The following is a 19,019-nucleotide window of genomic DNA, read 5'->3' as shown; positions in this document are numbered from 1 at the left end:
ACTTCATGCTCCTTTTCCTCTTTCCATATACATATAAGGAGAGGGGGCTTTATCGTGGACGTAAAAGTGAGAAGTGGAGATACGTTATGGTATTATGCCAATTTGTTCAATATCCCGCTGACTTTACTAATAGACTCCAATCCCGGGATCGAACCGGGTGAACTCTCCATAGGTCAAACCATCTTTATTCCGGGTTACGAAACAAGCACCTATACCATCCAAAAAGGAGATACATTATGGAAGTTGGCTAGCGAGCGGAGAATCTCCCTGGACGCGCTTGCTCTATTAAATCCGGGGATAGACCCCTCACGTCTCGTCATCGGCCAAAAACTAACTATTCCTGTCCTTGTGACTTACCGGATCCTCGACGGGAACCAACCGTATGACTCGACTATTCTTCGCAAGGATATCGATAAGCTCCTCGCTTTGTATCCATATATCCGGAAGAATGTCATCGGTCAAAGCGTCATGGGCAAAGACCTGGTGGAGCTTCAAATCGGACGCGGTCCGAAAGTGGTTCACTGGAACGGCTCCTTCCATGCGAATGAGTGGATCACAACTGCTGTCATCATGCAGTTTCTCAACGATTATGTCCTCGCTTTAACAAATAAAGAAACGATACGAGGGCTTGATATGCTCCCCTACTATGATCAAATCACCATATCGATCGTCCCGATGGTCGATCCTGATGGTGTCGATCTCGTCTTAAACGGCGCGCCCGAAGGAGAATTCGGCAGAGAAGCATTGCGCATTAATCAAGGAAGTAATGATTTCACCGACTGGAAGGCGAACATCCGCGGGGTGGACCTTAACAATCAATTTCCTGCTAAGTGGGAAGTGGACGCCGCGAGAAAACCGACGGCACCAGCTCCGCGTGATTTTCCCGGATATGAACCACTGACAGAGCCGGAAACGATCGCCATGGCCGAGTTGGCAAAGGATCGGAACTTCGAAAAGATGCTTGCCCTCCATACGCAGGGTGAGGTCATCTTCTGGGGATACGAGGGATTAGAGCCTGCGGAATCCATTGCCATTGCAGAAGAATTCGGGAGAGTCAGCGGCTACGAGCCCATCCGCTATGTAGACAGCTTTTCCGGCTATAAAGATTGGTTCATTCAGGAATTCCGCCGTCCCGGATTCACCCTTGAGCTGGGAGAAGGAGTAAACCCGCTTCCACTTGACCAGTTTGATGAGATCTATCAAGAAACAATGGGGATCTTCCTTGCCAGCCTATACATGTAAAAGAAATCACCTCCGTCTTTCTGAGGAGACGGAGGTGATTATCATTTCAATATTTTTTTATCCACATGGCCGCCGTGGTCCTTCATAATCTTGAGGGCTTCTTCCAAGGACTCTTCCTCTACGGAAAAGTGCAGCACATGAGTCAAGTGCTTTTTATCTGTCAACGCTTCTTCATGATCATGTTTTGGTGAAATCACTTCTGTGAAGGTAAACGTACCTCCCCCTGTTGATGTCGATCCTGCCAACGGAACGATCGGTGTCAAGTCCGCTTCCTCTGGAACAGCTTCCACCATTTCTCCTTCCACCGCTAGCTTCTGCAGGGACGACTTCGCCCCCTCGGCATCGTTCTCTGTTTGAAAATAGGCTTGTACATACTTAGACATGTCACATACTCCTCTCGAGATTAAGGTCGTATGGTTATAATAGCCTTCCAGACATTTTTCAAACGTTTTCATTACTATTCTCTTCCATTAGAAAAGAAAAAGGACACCTGCTCAACCCAGATGTCCTTTTGCCAATTGCAATTGCTTATTCACTTGCTCAAATCCTGTTCCACCTTCACTGTTTCGTGCCGCTACTACATGATCCGGTGCTAGTTTCTCATATATATCCGCTTCAAACAGCTCGGAAAATTCCTTATACTCCTCCATTTTCAAATCGAGCAGATACTTTTTGTTTTCTATCGCATACAGAACGATTTTTCCGATGACTTCGTGCGCTTGACGGAAAGGCATGCCTTTTACTGCCAGGTAATCAGCGATATCCGTCGCATTGGAATAATCTTCTGTGACTGCCTTCTTCATCTCTTTATCATTGACTTTCATGGATGCAAGCATCGGCGCAAGCAGCTGCAGTGCTCCTTCCAGCGTTTCAACGGTATCGAACATACCTTCCTTGTCTTCCTGCATGTCTTTATTGTAGGCAAGCGGGAGACCTTTAAGCAAAGTAAGCAGTCCTATAAGGTTTCCGTATATGCGACCGGTTTTCCCTCTCAACAGTTCAGGAACATCCGGGTTCTTCTTCTGCGGCATGATACTTGATCCTGTACAGAATGCGTCATCGAGCTCCACAAATTGGAATTCCTGACTTCCCCACATCACAAGTTCTTCCGACAGACGGGAGATATGCATGATCAAAATCGAAGAAATCGATAGAAACTCAAGAATGAAATCCCGATCGCTCACGGCATCCAAAGAGTTAGGATAAGGTTGGTCGAACCCCAGCGCTTCCGCTGTCATCTGACGATCGATTGGATATGGTGTACCTGCCAAGGCAGCCGCCCCAAGTGGTGACCAGTTGACACGCTTCAAGCTGTCCTGCAATCTTTCTTTATCTCTTTCAAACATCCAGAAATAAGCAAGGAGATGATGTCCGAAAGAAATCGGCTGGGCGCGCTGCAAATGTGTATAACCAGGGACAATGGTTTCTACATGGGATTCCGCCTGATCAACAAGAGCCGCTTGGACTGCTTCCAGCAATTGAATGAGATCCTTCGTCTTCTCTCTCAAATACAGATGCATATCTGTCGCTACCTGGTCATTCCTGCTTCTCCCTGTATGCAGTTTGCCACCAACGGGACCAATTTCATCAATCAACAGCTTCTCAATATTCATATGAATATCTTCATGCTCTACAGCGAACGTGACGTCCCCGTTCTTCACCTTTTGCTCAATAGTTAACAAACCATCTTTGATTTGAGCAGCTTCCTCTTCGGAAATGATGCCGCACGCGCCGAGCATCGTAACGTGTGCCATGCTTCCCTTAATATCCTGAAGGGCCAGTTTTTGATCAAAGCCGATGGAAGAGGTGTACTCTTCCACCAGTTTATTCGTTGGTTTGGTAAAGCGGCCGCCCCACAGCTTAGTCATGCGCGCTCACCTTGGCTTTGTTTAACAGCTTATCGCCTTTATGAACATCAGCATATACTTTCGTCGGAAGCCCCCACAGTTTAATGAAACCGACAGCTGCATTGTGATCGAACGCATCTTCTTTGGAATAAGTGGACAGTTCCTCGTTGTAAAGACTGACCGGCGATTTCTTACCAATCACTGTGTGATGACCTTTAAACAGCTTCACTTTCACTGTACCAGTCACTACGTTCTGTGTTGTCTCTACGAAAGCAGCAAGCGCCGGCTGCAGCGGAGAATACCATAGACCATCGTAAATGATCTTGGAAAGCTGCTGATCGACATTCGCTTTGTACTGGGATACTTCTCTTGTCAATGTCAGGAACTCAAGCTCTTTATGAGCATTGATCAGGATCATGGCTGCAGGGTTTTCATACACTTCTCTTGATTTGATTCCGACAAGGCGGTTTTCTGTATGATCGATACGTCCGACTCCGTGCTCTCCACCCAGTTCATTCAAGTATTCGATCAATTCTACAATACCCATTTCCTTACCGTTAATAGCTACCGGCTTCCCTTCCACAAAATCGATATCGATCGTTTCCGGCGTATCCGGAGTTTTCTCGATAGGATTCGTCCAGGCGTATGCCGCTTCCGGAGCCTCTTTCCAAGGATCCTCCAGAACGCCGGCCTCGCAGGCACGTCCCCAGATATTCGCATCGATGGAAAACGGATTTTCTAAATTCACAGGAATTGGAATGCCATTTTCTTCTGCATATACGATCTGTTCATCACGAGTCATTCCCCACTCCCGGACTGGAGCGATCACTTCTAGGTTTGGATTCAAGGCCTGGATGGACACTTCGAAACGAACCTGGTCATTTCCTTTTCCTGTACAACCGTGTGCGACAGCTACTGCGCCTTCCTGTTCCGCTACCTCCACCAACAGCTTGGAGATTAATGGACGGGATAGTGCAGAAGACAGCGGGTATTTCCCTTCATACAGTGCGTTTGCTTTCAAAGCGGGAATCAGGTATTCCTCCGCAAGCAGTTCCTTAGCGTCCACCATAATAGCCTTAATCGCACCGACGTCCAGCGCTTTCTGACGGATCTTCTCCAAGTCTTTCCCTTCACCAACGTCCAACCCTAAGGCGATGACATCATATCCGTACTTTTCCTGAATCCATTTCACTGAAATCGAAGTATCCAATCCACCGGAATATGCGAGTACTACTTTTGGTTTTGTCATAATTAAATTCCTCCTAGTTATTTATATCCATAAAAAAACCGTCTCCTACTAAAGGTAAGAGACGGACGTTATTATCATCCGCGGTGCCACTCTCATTGTCTAATTAAATAGACCAACTCAATGCTGATAACGGGAGCTCCCGGTTACGGCTACTATCGTTCACCGAACTTCTCAGAAGTGCGTTTCCGTATGAATCGATCACCAGGCTTCCACCAACCCCGGCTCGCTGCAGATCCGATGCCTACGTACTCTCTTCCTCAATGAATAATCCTGCATATTTATTACTTGATGTTTATAATTATACAAAACCTATGTAAGAAGTCAACAGGTAAATCGCAATTTTTTAACTAATGAGCCTATTCCACCTCTCCAAGTCTTTCCTTCCCTTTTTCACCTGCTCCATGTTAGAATAAGGGAAGCAATGGAATAAAATCTGCAGACAGATGCAGGAGAGGTTCTAGCGACACCCTCTATAAAAAACTAAGGATGGAACTGTACCTTACCTTAGGTACGGTTTTTTTAGTGTTTTGGGTGTATAGAATACTCTCTTTCCTATAAGGAAGGGGAATTTTTTTATGGAAAAAAACAGCAAAGCCGTGGTTGTATTCAGCGGCGGTCAGGACAGTACAACGTGTCTTTACTGGGCTTTAGAGAAGTTCGATCACGTCGAAGCCGTAACCTTTGATTACGACCAGCGGCATAAAGAAGAAATTGAAGTTGCCAAAGAAATCGCCGCCGATAAAGGCGTCCGCCATCATATCCTGGATATGGCTCTCTTGAACCAGCTCGCACCGAACGCTTTGACGCGTAATGATATGGAAGTGAAAGACGGCGAAAACGGGGAGCTCCCATCCACCTTCGTTCCGGGCAGGAACTTGTTGTTCTTATCCTTCGCTTCCATTCTTGCCAGACAGATCGGTGCCAAGCACGTGATCACCGGCGTATGTGAAACAGATTTCAGCGGCTATCCGGACTGCCGTGACGTCTTTGTGAAATCACTGAACGTCACCCTCAACTTGTCCATGGATGACGAATTCGTCCTTCACACACCGCTTATGTGGCTCGATAAAGCCGAGACATGGGAGCTTGCTGATACACTCGGTGGATTCGAATATGTGCGCGAAAAGACGCTTACGTGTTATAACGGCATACGCGGAGAAGGCTGCGGCGACTGCCCGGCGTGCCGCCTCCGTCAGAATGGTCTGGATATGTATCTTGCTCAAAAAGAGGTGAGCCGCTGATGTTCGGCTTCACCATTGTAGAAAACTTACAGAAAATAGATGAAGACATTAAGCGCCAGGATTTAAAGTATCATTCCAAGCGGGTCATGGTAAGCAAAGAATTCACCTTCGACGCGGCCCATCACCTGCACTGTTATGAAGGAAAGTGCAAAAATCTGCACGGCCATACGTACAAAGTCATCTTCGGTATAAGCGGATTCGTTGATGATATCGGACTTGTCATCGACTTCGGTGATATCAAACAGATATGGAAAGAAAGCATTGAGGTCCATCTCGATCACCGCTATTTAAATGACACGCTCCCTAACATGAATACGACGGCTGAAAACATGGTTGTCTGGATTTATAATCAGATGGAAGAAGCACTGTTAAACCGCGGTGACGGCTCCCGCGTGGAGTTCGTGAAGCTTTATGAGACGCCGACAAGCTATGCAGAAGCAAGACGGGAGTGGATGCGCGATGAATAAGTTTCCCGTCTTGGAAATCTTCGGACCTACGATACAGGGAGAAGGCATGGTCGTCGGTAGAAAAACGATGTTCGTCCGGACGGCCGGCTGTGATTACAGCTGCGCCTGGTGCGATTCTGCTTTTACTTGGGACGGCAGCGCAAAAGAGGATATCGAACGCCTGACTGCCGAGGAAATTATCACCCGCTTGAAAGAAACCGGTGGGGAACGCTTCGATCACGTCACCATCTCAGGCGGCAACCCTGCTTTGCTGAAACATTTAAACGAATTGATTGACGGACTTCACGACCTCGGTATCGAGGTCGCATTGGAAACACAAGGAAGCCGTTATCAGGACTGGTTCCCGGACATCGATGACCTTACCATCTCTCCGAAGCCGCCAAGCTCATTGATGAAGACGGATTGGAACATCCTCGATGACATCCTTCATCGCTTGGAAAGGAAGGGCCAGAGTGATTCTACAAGTTTGAAGGTCGTCATTTTCAACGAAGAAGATTTGGATTATGCAGCGCAGGTCCATGAACGATATCCAGCCATTCCTTTCTTCCTGCAGGTCGGAAACGATGACCTCAAGGAAGGCGAACCGGCGAACCTGGCCGGTCATCTGCTTGAACAATATGAATGGCTGATCGATCAGGTAGTCGCCTCGGAAAAGCTTAATCACGTCCGTGTGCTGCCGCAGGTACATGCCCTCGTCTGGGGAAACAAACGAGGAGTTTAATCAAAAAGAAGCGTCTGAAGGGATCCCTTCAGACGCTTCTTCTCATCTATGCTTCTTTCTATCGTAATGACCTTTAACAACTACGGCTGCATGAACCGCTCCCGGCACGTAAAAGAGCATGGTCAAAATTAAGTTCAGCAGCGCTTTCAACGGCTGACCCGTAAACAAGACCGCTAGCGGCGGCAGAAATATAACTAAGATGTATAACATGATGTATCACTCCTCCATCTTCTTATTCCCCCCGGAGCTCATTTTATAACCTTGTTGTCGGCGCCGCTGATTCCAAAGTGTTACTTCGAGAGCAGCGATACAAACAAGCAGCCAGGCAAGTCCGAATAAGAAGCCGGCAGTGATGTCCGTCAGGTAGTGGACCCCCACATAAACGCGGGAAAACCCCACGAGCAGGATTACCAGTCCCAGCAGAAGACCGAGCGTGACTTTCCACTTCCGCTGAAGACGGCTGATGACGACAACATAGATCATGAATCCATAGAAAACCATCGACCCTGTCGAGTGACCGCTTGGAAAACTGAATCCTGTCCCGTCATATTGTGCCAGCACCTCGGGCCGCTCCCGTTCGAACGTGAGCTTGAGAGCCTTTGTCAACAGGCTGATACCCGCCATGTTGACAAGGAAGAAGACGGCCACCCATCGGCTGAACTTGGAGAAGAATAAAAAGTAACCCAGTACGAGGACGGTGGCTGTCGTCAAGAACCAGACGGACCCTAGTTCGGTCCATCCGCCCCAGGCTGTATCGAGCCACGGAGACCGAATGGCCCCAAAGAAATCCTGAGCCGCCTGATCCATGAAGAACTGGTCCTGCTCCAATACATCCTCGGCAAGTTCTGCAAAGAAAAACAACGCCCCTCCCACTAGGACGAATCCAGCTGCGATGAGCAGGATCGATACTTTGGAGAGATCGGATAATTTAATTCCTGAAAATAACATACGCGCCTCCCGTCCTTCCTTCTATTCCATCAGATTCCCCTGTTTCTTTAACTATAAAACACCTTTATATCTGTTTGTGCGTCAGTGCGGCCACACCTTTATCGCCTTTCCCAAAGTTGTCCAGCCTCTTGCCGGCGAAGGAGGCAAGGACCTGCTGGAACAACATTCCGACGATGACCGGAACGGCGACCGGTGGTGGAAAATAGGTGATGGCGATCACGGCACCGCCGCTGATATTACGCATTCCACTGTTGAACGTGAGCGACAGGACACTGCCACGCTCCACCCGCAGCAGCCGACCGGTCCAAAACCCGAGCACATAGGACAACGCAGCCAGACACAGGACCGTCACTCCGGTCCAAACCAGCGTTTGGTCGATCACTCTTAAATAAGGAGCGATGGCGGAGCTGTTGATCGTCACAACGAGACCGATCCCGATTTTCGTCAATGGCGCTAGGTTGGTTTCCATTTTGGACGTGAAAGAAGCCCTCCCCCACTGATTGACAGCCATCCCGGCCAGAGAAGGAATAACGATCATGAACAGAAGACCGACCATGATGTCCCCTATGTCCATCTGGACAGAGCCCCCGACCAACAGCTGCATAACCAAGGGTACTGTAAACGGAGCAAGAAGCGTATCAATCAGTATGATGGAGAGCGTCAGCACGACGTTTCCTTTATAGATGGAAACCCAGATCAAAGACGTAATCCCCGTAGGAATGACAAAGGACAGCACCAGCCCGATTGTCGTATAATCCTCCTTCCCGAACAATAAGCTTCCGACTCCAAGAGCAATTAAAGGCATGATGATATGTAATAAGACGATACATGCAACCAGTGCGACCGGATGTCTGAGTACTTTTTTCAAATCGGTAAAGTTCGATCCAAGGCTGCCGGCAAACGTCATGACCGCAAAGATCCACGGCACGAGGAAGACGAAGTTATCGAACCATTTCGCAAGCAGGACACCGATCACCACCGCGCTCGGCGTAATATAGGGCATCAGACGCTGTAAAACACGGTTGAAAGACACGATCATAGCAAAGACTCTCCCTTTTTTTCCTTCTATTATACCTTTTCAAACCACACAAAAACACGGAATCCCAGTGACACCAAACGCCCGCTTCCTACATAAAATAACAAAAAGGCCCGACCCGTAAAGGATCAGACCCTTGCAGATAATTATCTGCCTCTGTTCATTTTATTCTGGATGCGTCCTTGTGTCGCTTGATTCTGCGCACCAGGCTCTTCTCCATCAGGAAGCTCATCGAACTGCTGAGACTGAATCAGACGGAAGATAAGCAATACTTCTGCTTTTTCTACAATCTTACAGAAACGGCCCCACTTGTCGACATGCTTATACAAGTCAATGTCGTTTACCGCACTGAACAAAAGACGGCATTCGATCGGCTCGTTGTAGTATTCGAACGTAAGTCCGCCGGATACACAATGGTCGCCTCCCATGCCCTTCTTGTCAACGAAGATTCTCTCTCCTGTGCTTGTAGACTTTTCACTGAAGAATTGTGTCGGGAAGTTCTCAATCTCCACTGTTTGGTTGCAGCTGAATGGAACTTCTACAGAGTAATCCTGCAGGTACCCGCTGCACTCTTCTACATACTGAATATTCTTGTGGATATAACCAGACACGAATACGTTGACGGAAGCTTCCGTAGCGATAGACGGGATCGCTTTACACTGAGTCAAGTACACGTTTCGGCGTACGTTTTTGATTTCACGTGCAGCCGTAGGAAGGGTAATTTCAGACTCAACAAGTGCCTGCAATTCCACATCACGAAGAACGACCGGCAGGAAGAATCCACCTCCAAAGCCTTCCGAATTACAGTTGACGCTTACTGTTTCCGCAATATCACACTCTGGATATTGCTTTGAACAGCTGTTTTTCCTTTCGGGGTAGAATTTCCCTGTTCCAGTCGTACCGCCAGCCAAGTTTCCTGGTTGACGCAGGCCATATCCGCCGTATGGTTGACCTGCGGCATTTGTTCCGTTTGTACGGCTGCAGCCACCAAGCCCGGACAGGCGGTTAGATCTGAAAGACTGACTGTTTGGATCGTAAATATACATCGCTTTCTCTCCTTGAAATAATATAAAGCCAAATTTATTGACTTATTATTATGTATGTCAGAGAGGCAGTGTTGGTATAGTCAAATGATGGACATATAGTAATTTACATGGGAAATATAGAGAAATAGGCAGGTAATCGTTAAAAGAGAATCATAGAAGAAATAAAAAAGCACTTGCATCTGCAAGTGCTTTTTTATTTCGAAGTGGAGCATAGCGGGCTCGAACCGCTGACCTCTACACTGCCAGTGTAGCGCTCTCCCAGCTGAGCTAATGCCCCGTATTTTGAAGACAATTAATATAATAGCACCTTCCTTCCCCACTTTCAATACTAATCTTTTCATTTATTTTAATTAGATAACGCTCTCATAGAAACATCCTCTTTACAACTCTTAATCCGATGCCGATACAAGAGAGAAGAAAGCACTGGGAGAACACAAAGAAAGTAATACGGGAGGGTACCAATGAAGAAGAAAGAGAAGAGCAAGAAGAAACAGCGTCCATCCATTTTCACAAAGACGATTCAGCGGCAGATTTTGATTCCTTTTCTTACGTTAATTGTCATCGCCGGCATTGTCGTCGGCATTGCCAGCTATTCCTTCAGCGTGGATAACACGACGGCAGAGCTCACAGACAATGTGGAAGAACAAATGAAGACGTTGAGTCAGTCCTTCGATATTTTCCTCGAAGCACAGGAAGATACGATCAATTACTATTCCGGCCAGGAGGAATTCTTAAATATAGAATCAGATCCTGATGCGGTCATAGAAGAGCTCAATGACATACGCGCCTCCAATGATATTGTCCAAAATGCGTATGTAGGTATGGAATCGGAAGGAACGACTGTGTCCGACGATGAACTGAAGCTCCCCGATGACTTCGATGCGCGCACACGCCCGTGGTATCAGGATGCCGTGGACAATGCCGGTTCTCTCGTCTGGACGGAACCGTACTTGGATGTAAATACGGAAGAGACCATTATGAGTGTAGCTAAAGCGGTGCAAAACGGTGACGAGCTCGTCGGCGTCTTTTCTATCGATATCAATATGAGCTCCCTCCTCCGTCTGATCGATGGCGTGAAAATCGCAGATTCCGGCTATGCTGCTATTTTTGCAGAAAACGGCATATTCATCTCCCACCCGCAGGAAGACCTTGTCGGAACGGATATTACAGAAAACAGCTTTTATACTTCTATTATGAATCAAAACAAACAGTCAGGCGTTATTTCTTATGAATATGAAGGAAAAGATAAGACACTCGGCTACTCAAAGAATGATATAACCGGATGGATCATAATCGGAACGGTCGATAAAGCGGATCTCGAACAGCAAAGTGCCGCCATCATTATTCCGATTGCCATTACAGTCCTGATCATTTTATTGTTGTCGATCATAGCCGCTACATTGATTACAAGAAGAATCCGCAAGCCGATTGTCCGACTGCAGTCACAAATGAAGGAAGTAGAAGAGGGCAACCTCACCATTGATCTTCGACAGAATCGAGAGGATGAGATCGGTCAATTGGCGGGATCCACTCATGAAATGAAAGAAGGAATCAGACAAATCATCCTCCAACTTCAAGGTGCGGTAGAATCTGTCCGCACACAAAGTTCCGGTTTGAGGCTTTCTGCAAACGAAGTACAGGAAGGTAGTGAGCAGATTGCATCTACGATGGAACAGCTGTCAGCAGGCGCGGAATCACAGGCCCACAGTTCTTCCAAACTATCAGAAATGATGGAAGCTTTCACCACGGAAATACGGGAGGCTTATGAGAATGGCAAGGGAATCTCGGAGTCCTCTGGATCAGTTCTTCGCATGACGAACGAAGGCAGTGACATGATGCGTCATTCTGTCGATCAAATGCAGACAATAGACCGCATCGTCAAAGAATCTGTTGATAAGGTTCGGGGCTTAGACAGTCAATCCCAGCAGATTTCAAAACTTGTCCAAGTCATTCAGGATATCGCCAACCAGACGAACCTCCTTTCTCTGAATGCAGCTATTGAAGCAGCAAGAGCAGGGGAGCATGGGAAAGGATTCGCCGTCGTTGCTGATGAAGTCCGCAAGCTCGCCGAGCAGGTCTCTCATTCTGTCGAAGATATCACATCAATTGTCGATACGATCCAAACGGAATCCGGGGAGGTGGCCGCTACTCTTCAGAATGGATACAAAGAGGTCGATCAAGGTACCACCCTGATGAAACAAACCGGGGAAACCTTTGATAAAATTCAGCATTCTGTCACAGATATGGTGGCGCGCACACGGGAAATTTCTGCAAAGCTCCAAAAGATCTCGGAAGACAGTTATGAAATGAATACATCGATTGAAGAAGTGGCTTCTGTTTCGGAAGAATCCGCCGCCGGTGTCGAACAGGTCACCGCAGCGGCCCAGCAGTCCAACAGTTCTGTGGAAGAAGTATCGAACAGCGCCGAAGACTTAGCAGAGCTATCGAATGTACTGAACGATCAAATAAAACGATTCAAAGTCGATTGAACCTCATAAGAAAAAGCCTCCCGGTCAATGGGAGGCTTTTCTTATGATAATAATGCTTTCGCACGCTGCTTAATAAGATTCTCCAGCAGCTTCCTGCCGTCTGCCGTGCCGATCGATTCCGGATGGAACTGGACGCCCTCTATAGGAAGAGCCTTATGACGGATTCCCATGATTTCTCCTTCCGCAGTCTTCGATGTGACTTCAAAATCCTCCGGCACTCCGTCCTGCTTCACTATCAGCGAATGATAGCGCATCACTTCCATCGGATTATTCAATCCATCATAAATACCACGGCCGTCATGGTGGATGAGGGATGATTTCCCGTGCATTAAGCGGTCTGCACGAACCACCTTCCCCCCGAACACCTGAGCAATTGACTGGTGGCCGAGACAGACACCGAATATAGGAATGCTGTCCTTGAATGCAGCGATGACGTCCAGCGTCATCCCTGTTTCATCCGGAGAACAAGGTCCCGGCGAAAGGAAAATCAGATCAGGGTTACATTCTTTAATTTCACTCAAGCATACTTCATCGTTTCTTCTGACGATGATCTCCTCTCCCAAATCCCCTAAATACTGCACAAGGTTATAAGTGAAAGAATCATAATGGTCAATCATGTATATCACTCTGCTCCACTCCTCTCAGCTGTGCCGGCAGCGACTATTCGACCAGGTCACGGATGCCTTTAGTAAAGTTATCAAGAGCTTCATCTCTACGGCCGGCTTCTACGTGCTGCAACTCTTCTTCGATCAAACGGATGATTTTACTTCCGATAATGACTCCATCCGCATGATGACGCACAAGTTTCACGTGCTCGTTAGTGGAGATGCCGAAACCGACCGCAACCGGGACCTTGCTGTGTTCTCTCACTTTTTCAATGAAGGAGAGCGCTTCTCCGGACATGTCATTCCGTTCTCCTGTGACTCCAAGTGAAGAAACGCAGTACAAAAAGCCTTTTGCATTCTCTGCAATCTGCTTGATCCGTTGATCGGAGTTCGGAGCGACAAGGGAAATGAATTCAATGCCTCTCTCTTCAGCCATGCTCCGTACCTCTGCACTCTCCTCAAATGGAAGGTCAGGAATGAGCACCCCTTCTACTCCGTTTGCTTCCAGCTTATCGAAGAAGTCTTTATGTCCAATCTGCAGAACAGGATTGTAGTAGGTGAAAATGACAACCGGTATTTCCACCCCGTTGTCCCGCAATGCCGGGACCAGTTCTATCGCTTTTCTCAAAGACATACCGCTCTTCAAAGCGCGCTTGGCGGCGCGCTGGATAGTCGGACCATCTGCAAGCGGGTCCGAATAAGGGACGCCAAGTTCAAGGATGTCCGCTCCTTCCGCTTGGAGTCTAAGAGCAAAGTCTATAGTGTATTGGGGGGCCGGATCACCTGCAACGATGAAAGGAATAAATAAGTCTTCTGTTTTCGTCAATTTACCTTGGAACGCTGTTTTCGTAAGCATGTCATACCTCCTCCTGGAAGTGTTCCATCAATGTCGCCATATCTTTGTCGCCCCGACCGGACAAATTAATGAGAATCGTTTCTTCCGGTTTCATCGACCCGGCTTCCTTGAACGCCTGGGCAAGTGCATGAGCACTTTCAATAGCCGGTATGATTCCTTCCGTTTGCGTCAACAATTTCAAGGCATCCAATGCTTCCTGATCCGTAATCGATTCGTAACGCACACGCTTCGTTTGGAAAAGATGTGCGTGTTCCGGTCCGATTCCGGGATAATCAAGTCCTGCGGAAATCGAATACGGCTCTGTAATCTGGCCATTCTCATCCTGCATCAAATAAGTAAGAGAACCATGGATGACGCCGGGCGTCCCTTTCGTCAATGTCGCCGCATGCTCTGGTGTCTCCACCCCTTTGCCTGCCGCTTCCACGCCGATCAACTCCGATTCATCTTCCAAGAAAGGATAAAACATACCCATAGCATTGCTTCCTCCGCCTACGCAGGCGTAAATACGGTCGGGCAGCTCCGGCTCCGCCTCAAGGAATTGCCGCTTCGATTCATCCCCAATAATACGCTGAAAATCACGGACCATCTTCGGATACGGATGAGGTCCCACGACAGAACCGATCAAATAAAAATGGTCCTCACAGTTGGCTACCCAGTATCGTATAGCTTCGTTCGTCGCATCTTTAAGCGTGCCGTTTCCGCTTGACACGGAAATGACTTCTGCGCCGAGCAGCTTCATTCTAAATACGTTAAGCTCCTGCCGGCGGATATCCTCTTCGCCCATGAACACTTTACACTCCAGACCGAACTTTGCCGCCACCGTTGCAGAGGCGACGCCATGCTGGCCAGCACCCGTTTCGGCGATGATTTTCTTCTTGCCCATACGCTTCGCCAACAGGGCCTGTCCGACGGCATTGTTCAACTTGTGGGCGCCGGTATGATTCAGGTCCTCCCGCTTCAGATACACTTTCGCCCCGCCGAGATGTTCCGTTATCTTATCTGCAAAGGTAAGGGAAGTAGGTCTGCCGGCGTATTCTTTTAATATATGGTGATACTCCTCCATGAAGGATGAATCGTTCAATGCTTCATCTAATGCATCTTCCAACTCTTGAAGGGGACCCATCAGTGTTTCCGGAACATATTTCCCTCCGAAATCACCAAAACGGCCTTTTATATCAGGTAATACTTGCAACATTACGCTCCACCTCTTTCATGACTGCTTGAATCTTGCCGATATCTTTTGTTTCATTGGATTCGATACCACTGGACAGATCGATCCCATCCGGGTCGTAAGTAAGAAGCTCTGCCACGTTTTCCGGCCTTATTCCACCTGCAATAAGACAGGGAACGCCCTGCTCATAAGCAGCGCTCTGATAGGAAGGAACAGCTTCCCAATCGAATCGAACGCCGGTTCCGCCCGCTTGACCATCCACTTTAGAATCGATCACATACCCGTCGGCAACTCCTTGAAAAATCTCCATTTGGTTCATCCCGTTCTCTTGATGATGAATGACCTTCCAAACCGGAAGGCCGAATGCTTCTTTAATGCGCAGGAGCTGGGATACGGTTTCGTTTCCATGGAGCTGTATAACGTCAAGTGGAACAAAATGAAGAATCTGTTCCAGTTCCTCAAGTGTCGGTTCAATGAAAACCCCGACAAGCTTCTGCTTTGGCCGGATCTTCCTGATCCAGCGGGCGACGGCTTCCGGACGAACATACCTTTTCGTTCTTCTGACGAAAATGAAACCTAAATGCGTCGCTTCCGAGGAAGTAGTCTTGGCGACATCCGAGAGCGACCGGTTTCCACACAGTTTGACAATCGGCTCCTTCATCGGACATCTTCCCCTTCCATCAGCACTTGAACAGCCTTGCCTATGTCCTGCTGTCTCATCAACGATTCACCGACGAGGATTCCTTCTGCTCCGAAGCTGGATACGGCAAGTAAGTCGTCATGCGTGAAAATGCCGCTTTCCGAAACAAGAAGAGCTTCTGCCGGAGCAAGCTTCGCCATCCGCTCTGTCTGAGAAAGCTTCGTTTCAAACGTATGCAGATTCCTGTTGTTGATGCCGAGTATTTCAGGGGTGAACTGCTTCAACAATCCCTCCAGCGTTTCTTCCCCATGCACTTCCACTAGCACTTCCATTCCAAGTTCATATGCCTGCAGATAAAGTTCGTGCAGGGCCCGTGCTTCCATCGCTTCTCCAATCAGAAGGACCGCATCCGCTCCAATAGAAGCACTTTCTACGATTTGTATGGGATCGATGAGGAAGTCTTTCCTAAGTACGGGTACATCGACCACCTGTTTTATGGAAGATAAGTAATCCCGGTGCCCCTGGAAGAAATGCTGATCCGTCAAAACAGAAATCGCCTGGACTCCCGCTTGATTGTAATCATGCGCGATCTTCACAGGATTAAAGTCTTCACGAATAATCCCTTTCGACGGAGAAGCCTTTTTCACTTCTGCGATCAGTCCCGCTCTATAGGGGGAAGTTTTCAAGGATTCATGCAGAGAATATTTCCTGTATGTTTGTTCTTCCGGTAAATACATTTTTTCAATTTCCTGCTGTTTGACTGCCAAGATGGTTTCAAGCATATTGACGATTCTCCCTTTCCGTTACAATGGATTCAAAGTAATCTTTGGTCACTCCTGTTCGAAGAGCTTCTTCGACCTGCTTTACTCCTTCGTGAAGGTCATCAGCTTTTCCTGCCACGTACAGGCCGGCAGCCGCGTTCATTTTGACTATATCGACGGCGCTTTGGTTTGATTCTCCGTAGAAAATCTCTTTGATGATTGCTGCGCTTTCCGAGGGTTCGGATGCTTTAATATCGTCAAGGGATCCCCTTGATAACCCGAAGTCTTCCGGAGTGATCGTATATCGGGTGATAGACCCTTCGTTCAGTTCAACTATATCCGTCACGCCTGTTATCGTTATTTCATCCAGACCGTCTCTGCCCGTAGCAAGCAGCACTCGTTCGGATCCGAGCTCTTTCAGCGTTTCGGCCATCTTCTCTGCATAATCCGTGGAGTAAATGCCAATCAGCTGCCGTTTGGCATTGGCTGGATTTGACATAGGTCCGAGGAGGTTGAATATCGTCCGGAATCCAAGTTCCTGCCTCGCCGGGCCTGCATGTTTCATTGCCTGATGATACAATGGTGCGAAAAGGAAAGTCATTCCTTTATCCTGCAGAGCCTTCGCTCCTTCTGCCGGTGTTGTATCGATTGGAATACCAAGCATCTCCAGTACATCTGCGCTCCCGCTCTTGGAAGAAACTTTTCGGTTTCCGTGTTTGGCAACTTTGACACCCATACTTGCAAGCACGATCGATACGGCCGTGGAGATATTGAACGTAGATGCACCGTCCCCTCCGGTACCGCATGTGTCGATGATGGTGGAATCATGGACATCCAGCTTCGTCATGTTGGCACGCATCGCCCGGACGAATCCTGTCATTTCTTCCACTGTCTCCCCGCGGAAACGCATGATGCTTAAAAGACTCGTCAACTGGGCTGTCGTAACCTCGCCCTGCATGATACCGTTCATCGTTTCGAACGCCTGCTGCTCATCCATTACTTCCCCTGATACAACTCTATTTAATAGCTCTTTCATCTCATCTCCACTCCTTCTCCGCTCTTCTCAAAAACCTTCTCTGCTAATTGAATCGTCCGCTTCAAAGCACTCGCTTTGTTCAGCGTCTCCTGATACTCTGCTTCGGGATCGGAGTCAGCCACCACTCCTGCCCCTGCCTGGACGTATAGATCCCGTCCCATAAGCGTCATCGTCCGGATCGTTATACATGAATCGATGTTACCGTCGAACCCGAGGTATAAGATGCCGCCGCCGTATAGATTTCTCGGAGTCGGTTCGAGCTCCCGCAATATCTGCATAGCGCGGACTTTCGGAGCTCCGGATAACGTTCCTGCCGGAAAGGAAGAAATAAGGGCATCAATCGGTGATACATCCTCTTTCAGTTCACCAATCACTTTACTTATGATGTGCATCACTTTGGAGAAACGACCAATCGTCATATATTCACTGACCTGAACCGATCCGTATTCGGCTACTCGACCAATATCGTTTCTGGCCAGATCCACAAGCATCCGGTGCTCAGCCAGTTCCTTTTCATCCTTCATCAGCTCTTCTGCAAGGCGGTCATCTTCCTCCTTGGTCCGGCCCCTCTTCCTTGTTCCTGCTATGGGATGGATTTCAAGCTTCCTGTCTCTTACTTCAAGAAGGCGCTCCGGAGAGCTTCCGATGACTTCCACGCCGCCCATCTTCAAATAGAACATGTACGGGGATGGATTCACATTCCGAAGAACGCGGTACAGTTCAAATCCGCTCCTGTCCGTTACCGTGTGGAAGCGCTGGGAAAGTACAGTCTGGAAGACATCACCCGCCAGAATGTATTCTTTAATACGTTCCACGTCCGCTTTGAATTTGTCCGGTTCATAATTGCTGTCCCATTCCATCTCTTCTTCAGACTCCGCCTCTTCCTGCATCATCAAGTCCGGCAGACCAGGAGCCTTCGCCAAGCGGGATTGGACTTTCTCGATCCTTCCCAGTGTATCTTCATAGGCACTTGTCAGGTTCTCTTCACCGCCGCTTCCGAGCCTTGCAAAGGACAAGATCGTCGTCTGCTTCGTTTTGTGATGATAAGCGATTAAAGTCTGGCAGAACAGCAGATGATAATTCGCAAGACTTCCAGCTTCCTCGGCTCTTGGAACCGGTTCATAATCGGATATTGCGTCATAGCTGATATAGCCGACACCTCCTCCTTTAAAAGGGAGATCGCTATCTTCAGCCGGTTTCACCTGCAGATCCTCCAACACCTTTTCGTAAGCTGCTTTGAAAGAAGGCGCTTCTTCTTCCTGCTTCGTCTGGAAATCTGTAATATAGAACGTGCCGTCCATTTCTTTTAATTCAATCATTGGATCTAAGCCAATAAAAGAATAGTTCGACCAGGGTGATTCCGGATCCTGGCTCTCGAGCATATATACCGCTTCGTTATTTAAAGCGTGAAACATGTGGATAGGTGTTAACGTATCCGTGTAAAAGGATTTAGTAATTGGGATGGTGCGATACAGGGATGCATCGCTTTGAAATGCTTCAAAAGTAGTCAAAAAGGCTCACCTCTCCATAGTAGTATGGAGAATGAGACGTTGAGGGTGATAAAACGAGTGGGGGGTTGTCATTGAATACTTACTTACGGCCAGGCAATCGGTCAGCTCCTTCGTCCGACGATTCCTCGCTCTCTCGGCTCAGCTCACTCTAAC

At 48.0% G+C, this 19,019-nt stretch carries 19 protein-coding genes, 1 tRNA gene, 1 riboswitch and 1 other annotated feature; of the genes, 5 read left to right on the top strand and 15 right to left on the bottom strand.

Going from position 1 to position 19,019, the window contains the following annotated elements; all coding sequences use genetic code 11:
• Positions 1-54: 54 nt before the first annotated feature.
• Positions 55-1,242, top strand: coding sequence for a M14 family metallopeptidase (locus tag M662_RS04680; RefSeq protein ID WP_008632630.1), 1,188 nt, complete (start codon positions 55-57; stop codon positions 1,240-1,242).
• A 41-nt stretch (positions 1,243-1,283) separates the two neighbouring features.
• Here M662_RS04680 and M662_RS04675 read toward each other — a convergent pair whose 3' ends face one another.
• The 3 genes from M662_RS04675 to M662_RS04665 form a co-directional block, all read right to left on the bottom strand.
• Positions 1,284-1,625 carry a hypothetical protein gene (locus M662_RS04675; RefSeq protein ID WP_236096538.1) on the bottom strand — a complete coding sequence of 114 codons (342 nt, stop codon included), beginning with the start codon at positions 1,623-1,625 and terminating at the stop codon, positions 1,284-1,286.
• A gap of 111 nt (positions 1,626-1,736) precedes the next feature.
• Positions 1,737-3,110 (bottom strand): argininosuccinate lyase, encoded by a 1,374-nt coding sequence (argH, locus tag M662_RS04670; protein WP_026578602.1) that lies wholly within the window; start codon positions 3,108-3,110, stop codon positions 1,737-1,739.
• Positions 3,103-4,338, bottom strand: a complete 1,236-nt coding sequence (locus tag M662_RS04665; RefSeq protein WP_008632637.1) for an argininosuccinate synthase — start codon at positions 4,336-4,338, stop codon at positions 3,103-3,105. Before M662_RS04665 ends, argH begins: the two co-directional genes overlap by 8 nt.
• Positions 4,339-4,392: 54 nt before the next feature.
• Positions 4,393-4,608 (bottom strand) — a binding site (T-box leader).
• A gap of 175 nt (positions 4,609-4,783) precedes the next feature.
• Positions 4,784-4,828: riboswitch (PreQ1 riboswitch) on the top strand.
• An 85-nt stretch (positions 4,829-4,913) separates the two neighbouring features.
• On the opposite strand from M662_RS04665, the gene queC reads away from it, so the two are divergent.
• The 3 genes from queC to queE are packed head-to-tail and all read left to right on the top strand — an operon-like array spanning position 4,914 to position 6,767.
• Complete coding sequence (queC, locus tag M662_RS04660) at positions 4,914-5,579, top strand: 7-cyano-7-deazaguanine synthase QueC (RefSeq protein ID WP_008632642.1); 666 nt, start codon at positions 4,914-4,916, stop codon at positions 5,577-5,579.
• Positions 5,579-6,046 carry a 6-carboxytetrahydropterin synthase QueD gene (queD, locus tag M662_RS04655; protein ID WP_008632644.1) on the top strand — a complete coding sequence of 156 codons (468 nt, stop codon included), beginning with the start codon at positions 5,579-5,581 and terminating at the stop codon, positions 6,044-6,046. Before queC ends, queD begins: the two co-directional genes overlap by 1 nt.
• Positions 6,039-6,767, top strand: a complete 729-nt coding sequence (queE, locus tag M662_RS04650; protein WP_026578603.1) for a 7-carboxy-7-deazaguanine synthase QueE — start codon at positions 6,039-6,041, stop codon at positions 6,765-6,767. The genes queD and queE overlap by 8 nt, the downstream gene beginning before the upstream one ends.
• Before the next feature lie 42 nt (positions 6,768-6,809).
• On the opposite strand, the gene M662_RS04645 is transcribed toward queE, so the two are convergent.
• The 5 genes from M662_RS04645 to M662_RS04625 form a co-directional block, all read right to left on the bottom strand.
• A complete protein-coding gene (locus tag M662_RS04645) occupies positions 6,810-6,977 on the bottom strand; it encodes a YqaE/Pmp3 family membrane protein (RefSeq protein ID WP_008632649.1) in 168 nt (55 codons plus the stop codon).
• A gap of 6 nt (positions 6,978-6,983) precedes the next feature.
• Positions 6,984-7,715 carry a phosphatase PAP2 family protein gene (locus M662_RS04640; RefSeq protein WP_026578604.1) on the bottom strand — a complete coding sequence of 244 codons (732 nt, stop codon included), beginning with the start codon at positions 7,713-7,715 and terminating at the stop codon, positions 6,984-6,986.
• A 64-nt stretch (positions 7,716-7,779) separates the two neighbouring features.
• The gene (locus M662_RS04635) at positions 7,780-8,754 is read right to left on the bottom strand and encodes a bile acid:sodium symporter family protein (protein ID WP_026578605.1); all 975 of its coding nucleotides are present in this window, start codon (positions 8,752-8,754) and stop codon (positions 7,780-7,782) included.
• A gap of 143 nt (positions 8,755-8,897) precedes the next feature.
• Complete coding sequence (locus tag M662_RS04630) at positions 8,898-9,797, bottom strand: CsxC family protein (RefSeq protein WP_051348978.1); 900 nt, start codon at positions 9,795-9,797, stop codon at positions 8,898-8,900.
• A 204-nt stretch (positions 9,798-10,001) separates the two neighbouring features.
• Positions 10,002-10,074: transfer RNA gene (locus M662_RS04625), tRNA-Ala, on the bottom strand.
• Positions 10,075-10,258: 184 nt separating this feature from the next.
• On the opposite strand from M662_RS04625, the gene M662_RS19530 reads away from it, so the two are divergent.
• Positions 10,259-12,286 carry a methyl-accepting chemotaxis protein gene (locus M662_RS19530; RefSeq protein WP_081694941.1) on the top strand — a complete coding sequence of 676 codons (2,028 nt, stop codon included), beginning with the start codon at positions 10,259-10,261 and terminating at the stop codon, positions 12,284-12,286.
• Positions 12,287-12,327: 41 nt separating this feature from the next.
• On the opposite strand, the gene M662_RS04615 is transcribed toward M662_RS19530, so the two are convergent.
• From M662_RS04615 to trpE, 7 genes are read right to left on the bottom strand one after another with little or no spacing between them, the layout of a single operon-like run.
• A complete protein-coding gene (locus M662_RS04615) occupies positions 12,328-12,912 on the bottom strand; it encodes an anthranilate synthase component II (RefSeq protein ID WP_026578607.1) in 585 nt (194 codons plus the stop codon).
• Between the two features lie 34 nt (positions 12,913-12,946).
• The gene (trpA, locus tag M662_RS04610; RefSeq protein ID WP_008632664.1) at positions 12,947-13,747 is read right to left on the bottom strand and encodes a tryptophan synthase subunit alpha; all 801 of its coding nucleotides are present in this window, start codon (positions 13,745-13,747) and stop codon (positions 12,947-12,949) included.
• 1 nt (position 13,748) lies between these two features.
• Positions 13,749-14,942 carry a tryptophan synthase subunit beta gene (gene trpB / locus M662_RS04605; protein WP_008632670.1) on the bottom strand — a complete coding sequence of 398 codons (1,194 nt, stop codon included), beginning with the start codon at positions 14,940-14,942 and terminating at the stop codon, positions 13,749-13,751.
• Positions 14,923-15,579, bottom strand: a complete 657-nt coding sequence (locus tag M662_RS04600) for a phosphoribosylanthranilate isomerase (protein ID WP_026578609.1) — start codon at positions 15,577-15,579, stop codon at positions 14,923-14,925. Before M662_RS04600 ends, trpB begins: the two co-directional genes overlap by 20 nt.
• Positions 15,576-16,340, bottom strand: coding sequence for an indole-3-glycerol phosphate synthase TrpC (gene trpC, locus M662_RS04595; protein ID WP_008632673.1), 765 nt, complete (start codon positions 16,338-16,340; stop codon positions 15,576-15,578). Before trpC ends, M662_RS04600 begins: the two co-directional genes overlap by 4 nt.
• Positions 16,333-17,355: an anthranilate phosphoribosyltransferase gene (gene trpD / locus M662_RS04590; RefSeq protein WP_008632674.1), complete on the bottom strand. Its 1,023-nt coding sequence runs from the start codon at positions 17,353-17,355 to the stop codon at positions 16,333-16,335. Before trpD ends, trpC begins: the two co-directional genes overlap by 8 nt.
• Entirely contained in the window at positions 17,352-18,866 is a 1,515-nt protein-coding gene (gene trpE, locus M662_RS04585; RefSeq protein WP_026578610.1) for an anthranilate synthase component I, read from the bottom strand. Before trpE ends, trpD begins: the two co-directional genes overlap by 4 nt.
• Positions 18,867-19,019: the final 153 nt, after the last annotated feature.

The sequence above is a fragment of the Bacillus sp. SB49 genome, assembly GCF_000469135.2.
Classification (GTDB): domain Bacteria; phylum Bacillota; class Bacilli; order Bacillales; family Halobacillaceae; genus Halobacillus.
This window is presented reverse-complemented; position numbering and strand designations above follow the sequence as displayed.

Bases quoted from the DNA above. Each gene is read 5' to 3' on its own strand.
- trpA (WP_008632664.1), bottom strand. From the start codon at position 13,747: ATGCTTACGAAAACAGCGTTCCAAGGTAAATTGACGAAAACAGAAGAC.
- trpB (WP_008632670.1), bottom strand. From the start codon at position 14,942: ATGTTGCAAGTATTACCTGATATAAAAGGCCGTTTTGGTGATTTCGGA.
- M662_RS04600 (WP_026578609.1), bottom strand. From the start codon at position 15,579: ATGAAGGAGCCGATTGTCAAACTGTGTGGAAACCGGTCGCTCTCGGAT.
- queC (WP_008632642.1), top strand. From the start codon at position 4,914: ATGGAAAAAAACAGCAAAGCCGTGGTTGTATTCAGCGGCGGTCAGGAC.
- M662_RS04675 (WP_236096538.1), bottom strand. From the start codon at position 1,625: ATGTCTAAGTATGTACAAGCCTATTTTCAAACAGAGAACGATGCCGAG.
- queE (WP_026578603.1), top strand. From the start codon at position 6,039: ATGAATAAGTTTCCCGTCTTGGAAATCTTCGGACCTACGATACAGGGA.
- queD (WP_008632644.1), top strand. From the start codon at position 5,579: ATGTTCGGCTTCACCATTGTAGAAAACTTACAGAAAATAGATGAAGAC.
- M662_RS19530 (WP_081694941.1), top strand. From the start codon at position 10,259: ATGAAGAAGAAAGAGAAGAGCAAGAAGAAACAGCGTCCATCCATTTTC.
- M662_RS04640 (WP_026578604.1), bottom strand. From the start codon at position 7,715: ATGTTATTTTCAGGAATTAAATTATCCGATCTCTCCAAAGTATCGATC.
- argH (WP_026578602.1), bottom strand. From the start codon at position 3,110: ATGACTAAGCTGTGGGGCGGCCGCTTTACCAAACCAACGAATAAACTG.
- trpC (WP_008632673.1), bottom strand. From the start codon at position 16,340: ATGCTTGAAACCATCTTGGCAGTCAAACAGCAGGAAATTGAAAAAATG.
- M662_RS04635 (WP_026578605.1), bottom strand. From the start codon at position 8,754: ATGATCGTGTCTTTCAACCGTGTTTTACAGCGTCTGATGCCCTATATT.
- M662_RS04645 (WP_008632649.1), bottom strand. From the start codon at position 6,977: ATGTTATACATCTTAGTTATATTTCTGCCGCCGCTAGCGGTCTTGTTT.
- M662_RS04665 (WP_008632637.1), bottom strand. From the start codon at position 4,338: ATGACAAAACCAAAAGTAGTACTCGCATATTCCGGTGGATTGGATACT.
- trpD (WP_008632674.1), bottom strand. From the start codon at position 17,355: ATGAAAGAGCTATTAAATAGAGTTGTATCAGGGGAAGTAATGGATGAG.
- M662_RS04630 (WP_051348978.1), bottom strand. From the start codon at position 9,797: ATGTATATTTACGATCCAAACAGTCAGTCTTTCAGATCTAACCGCCTG.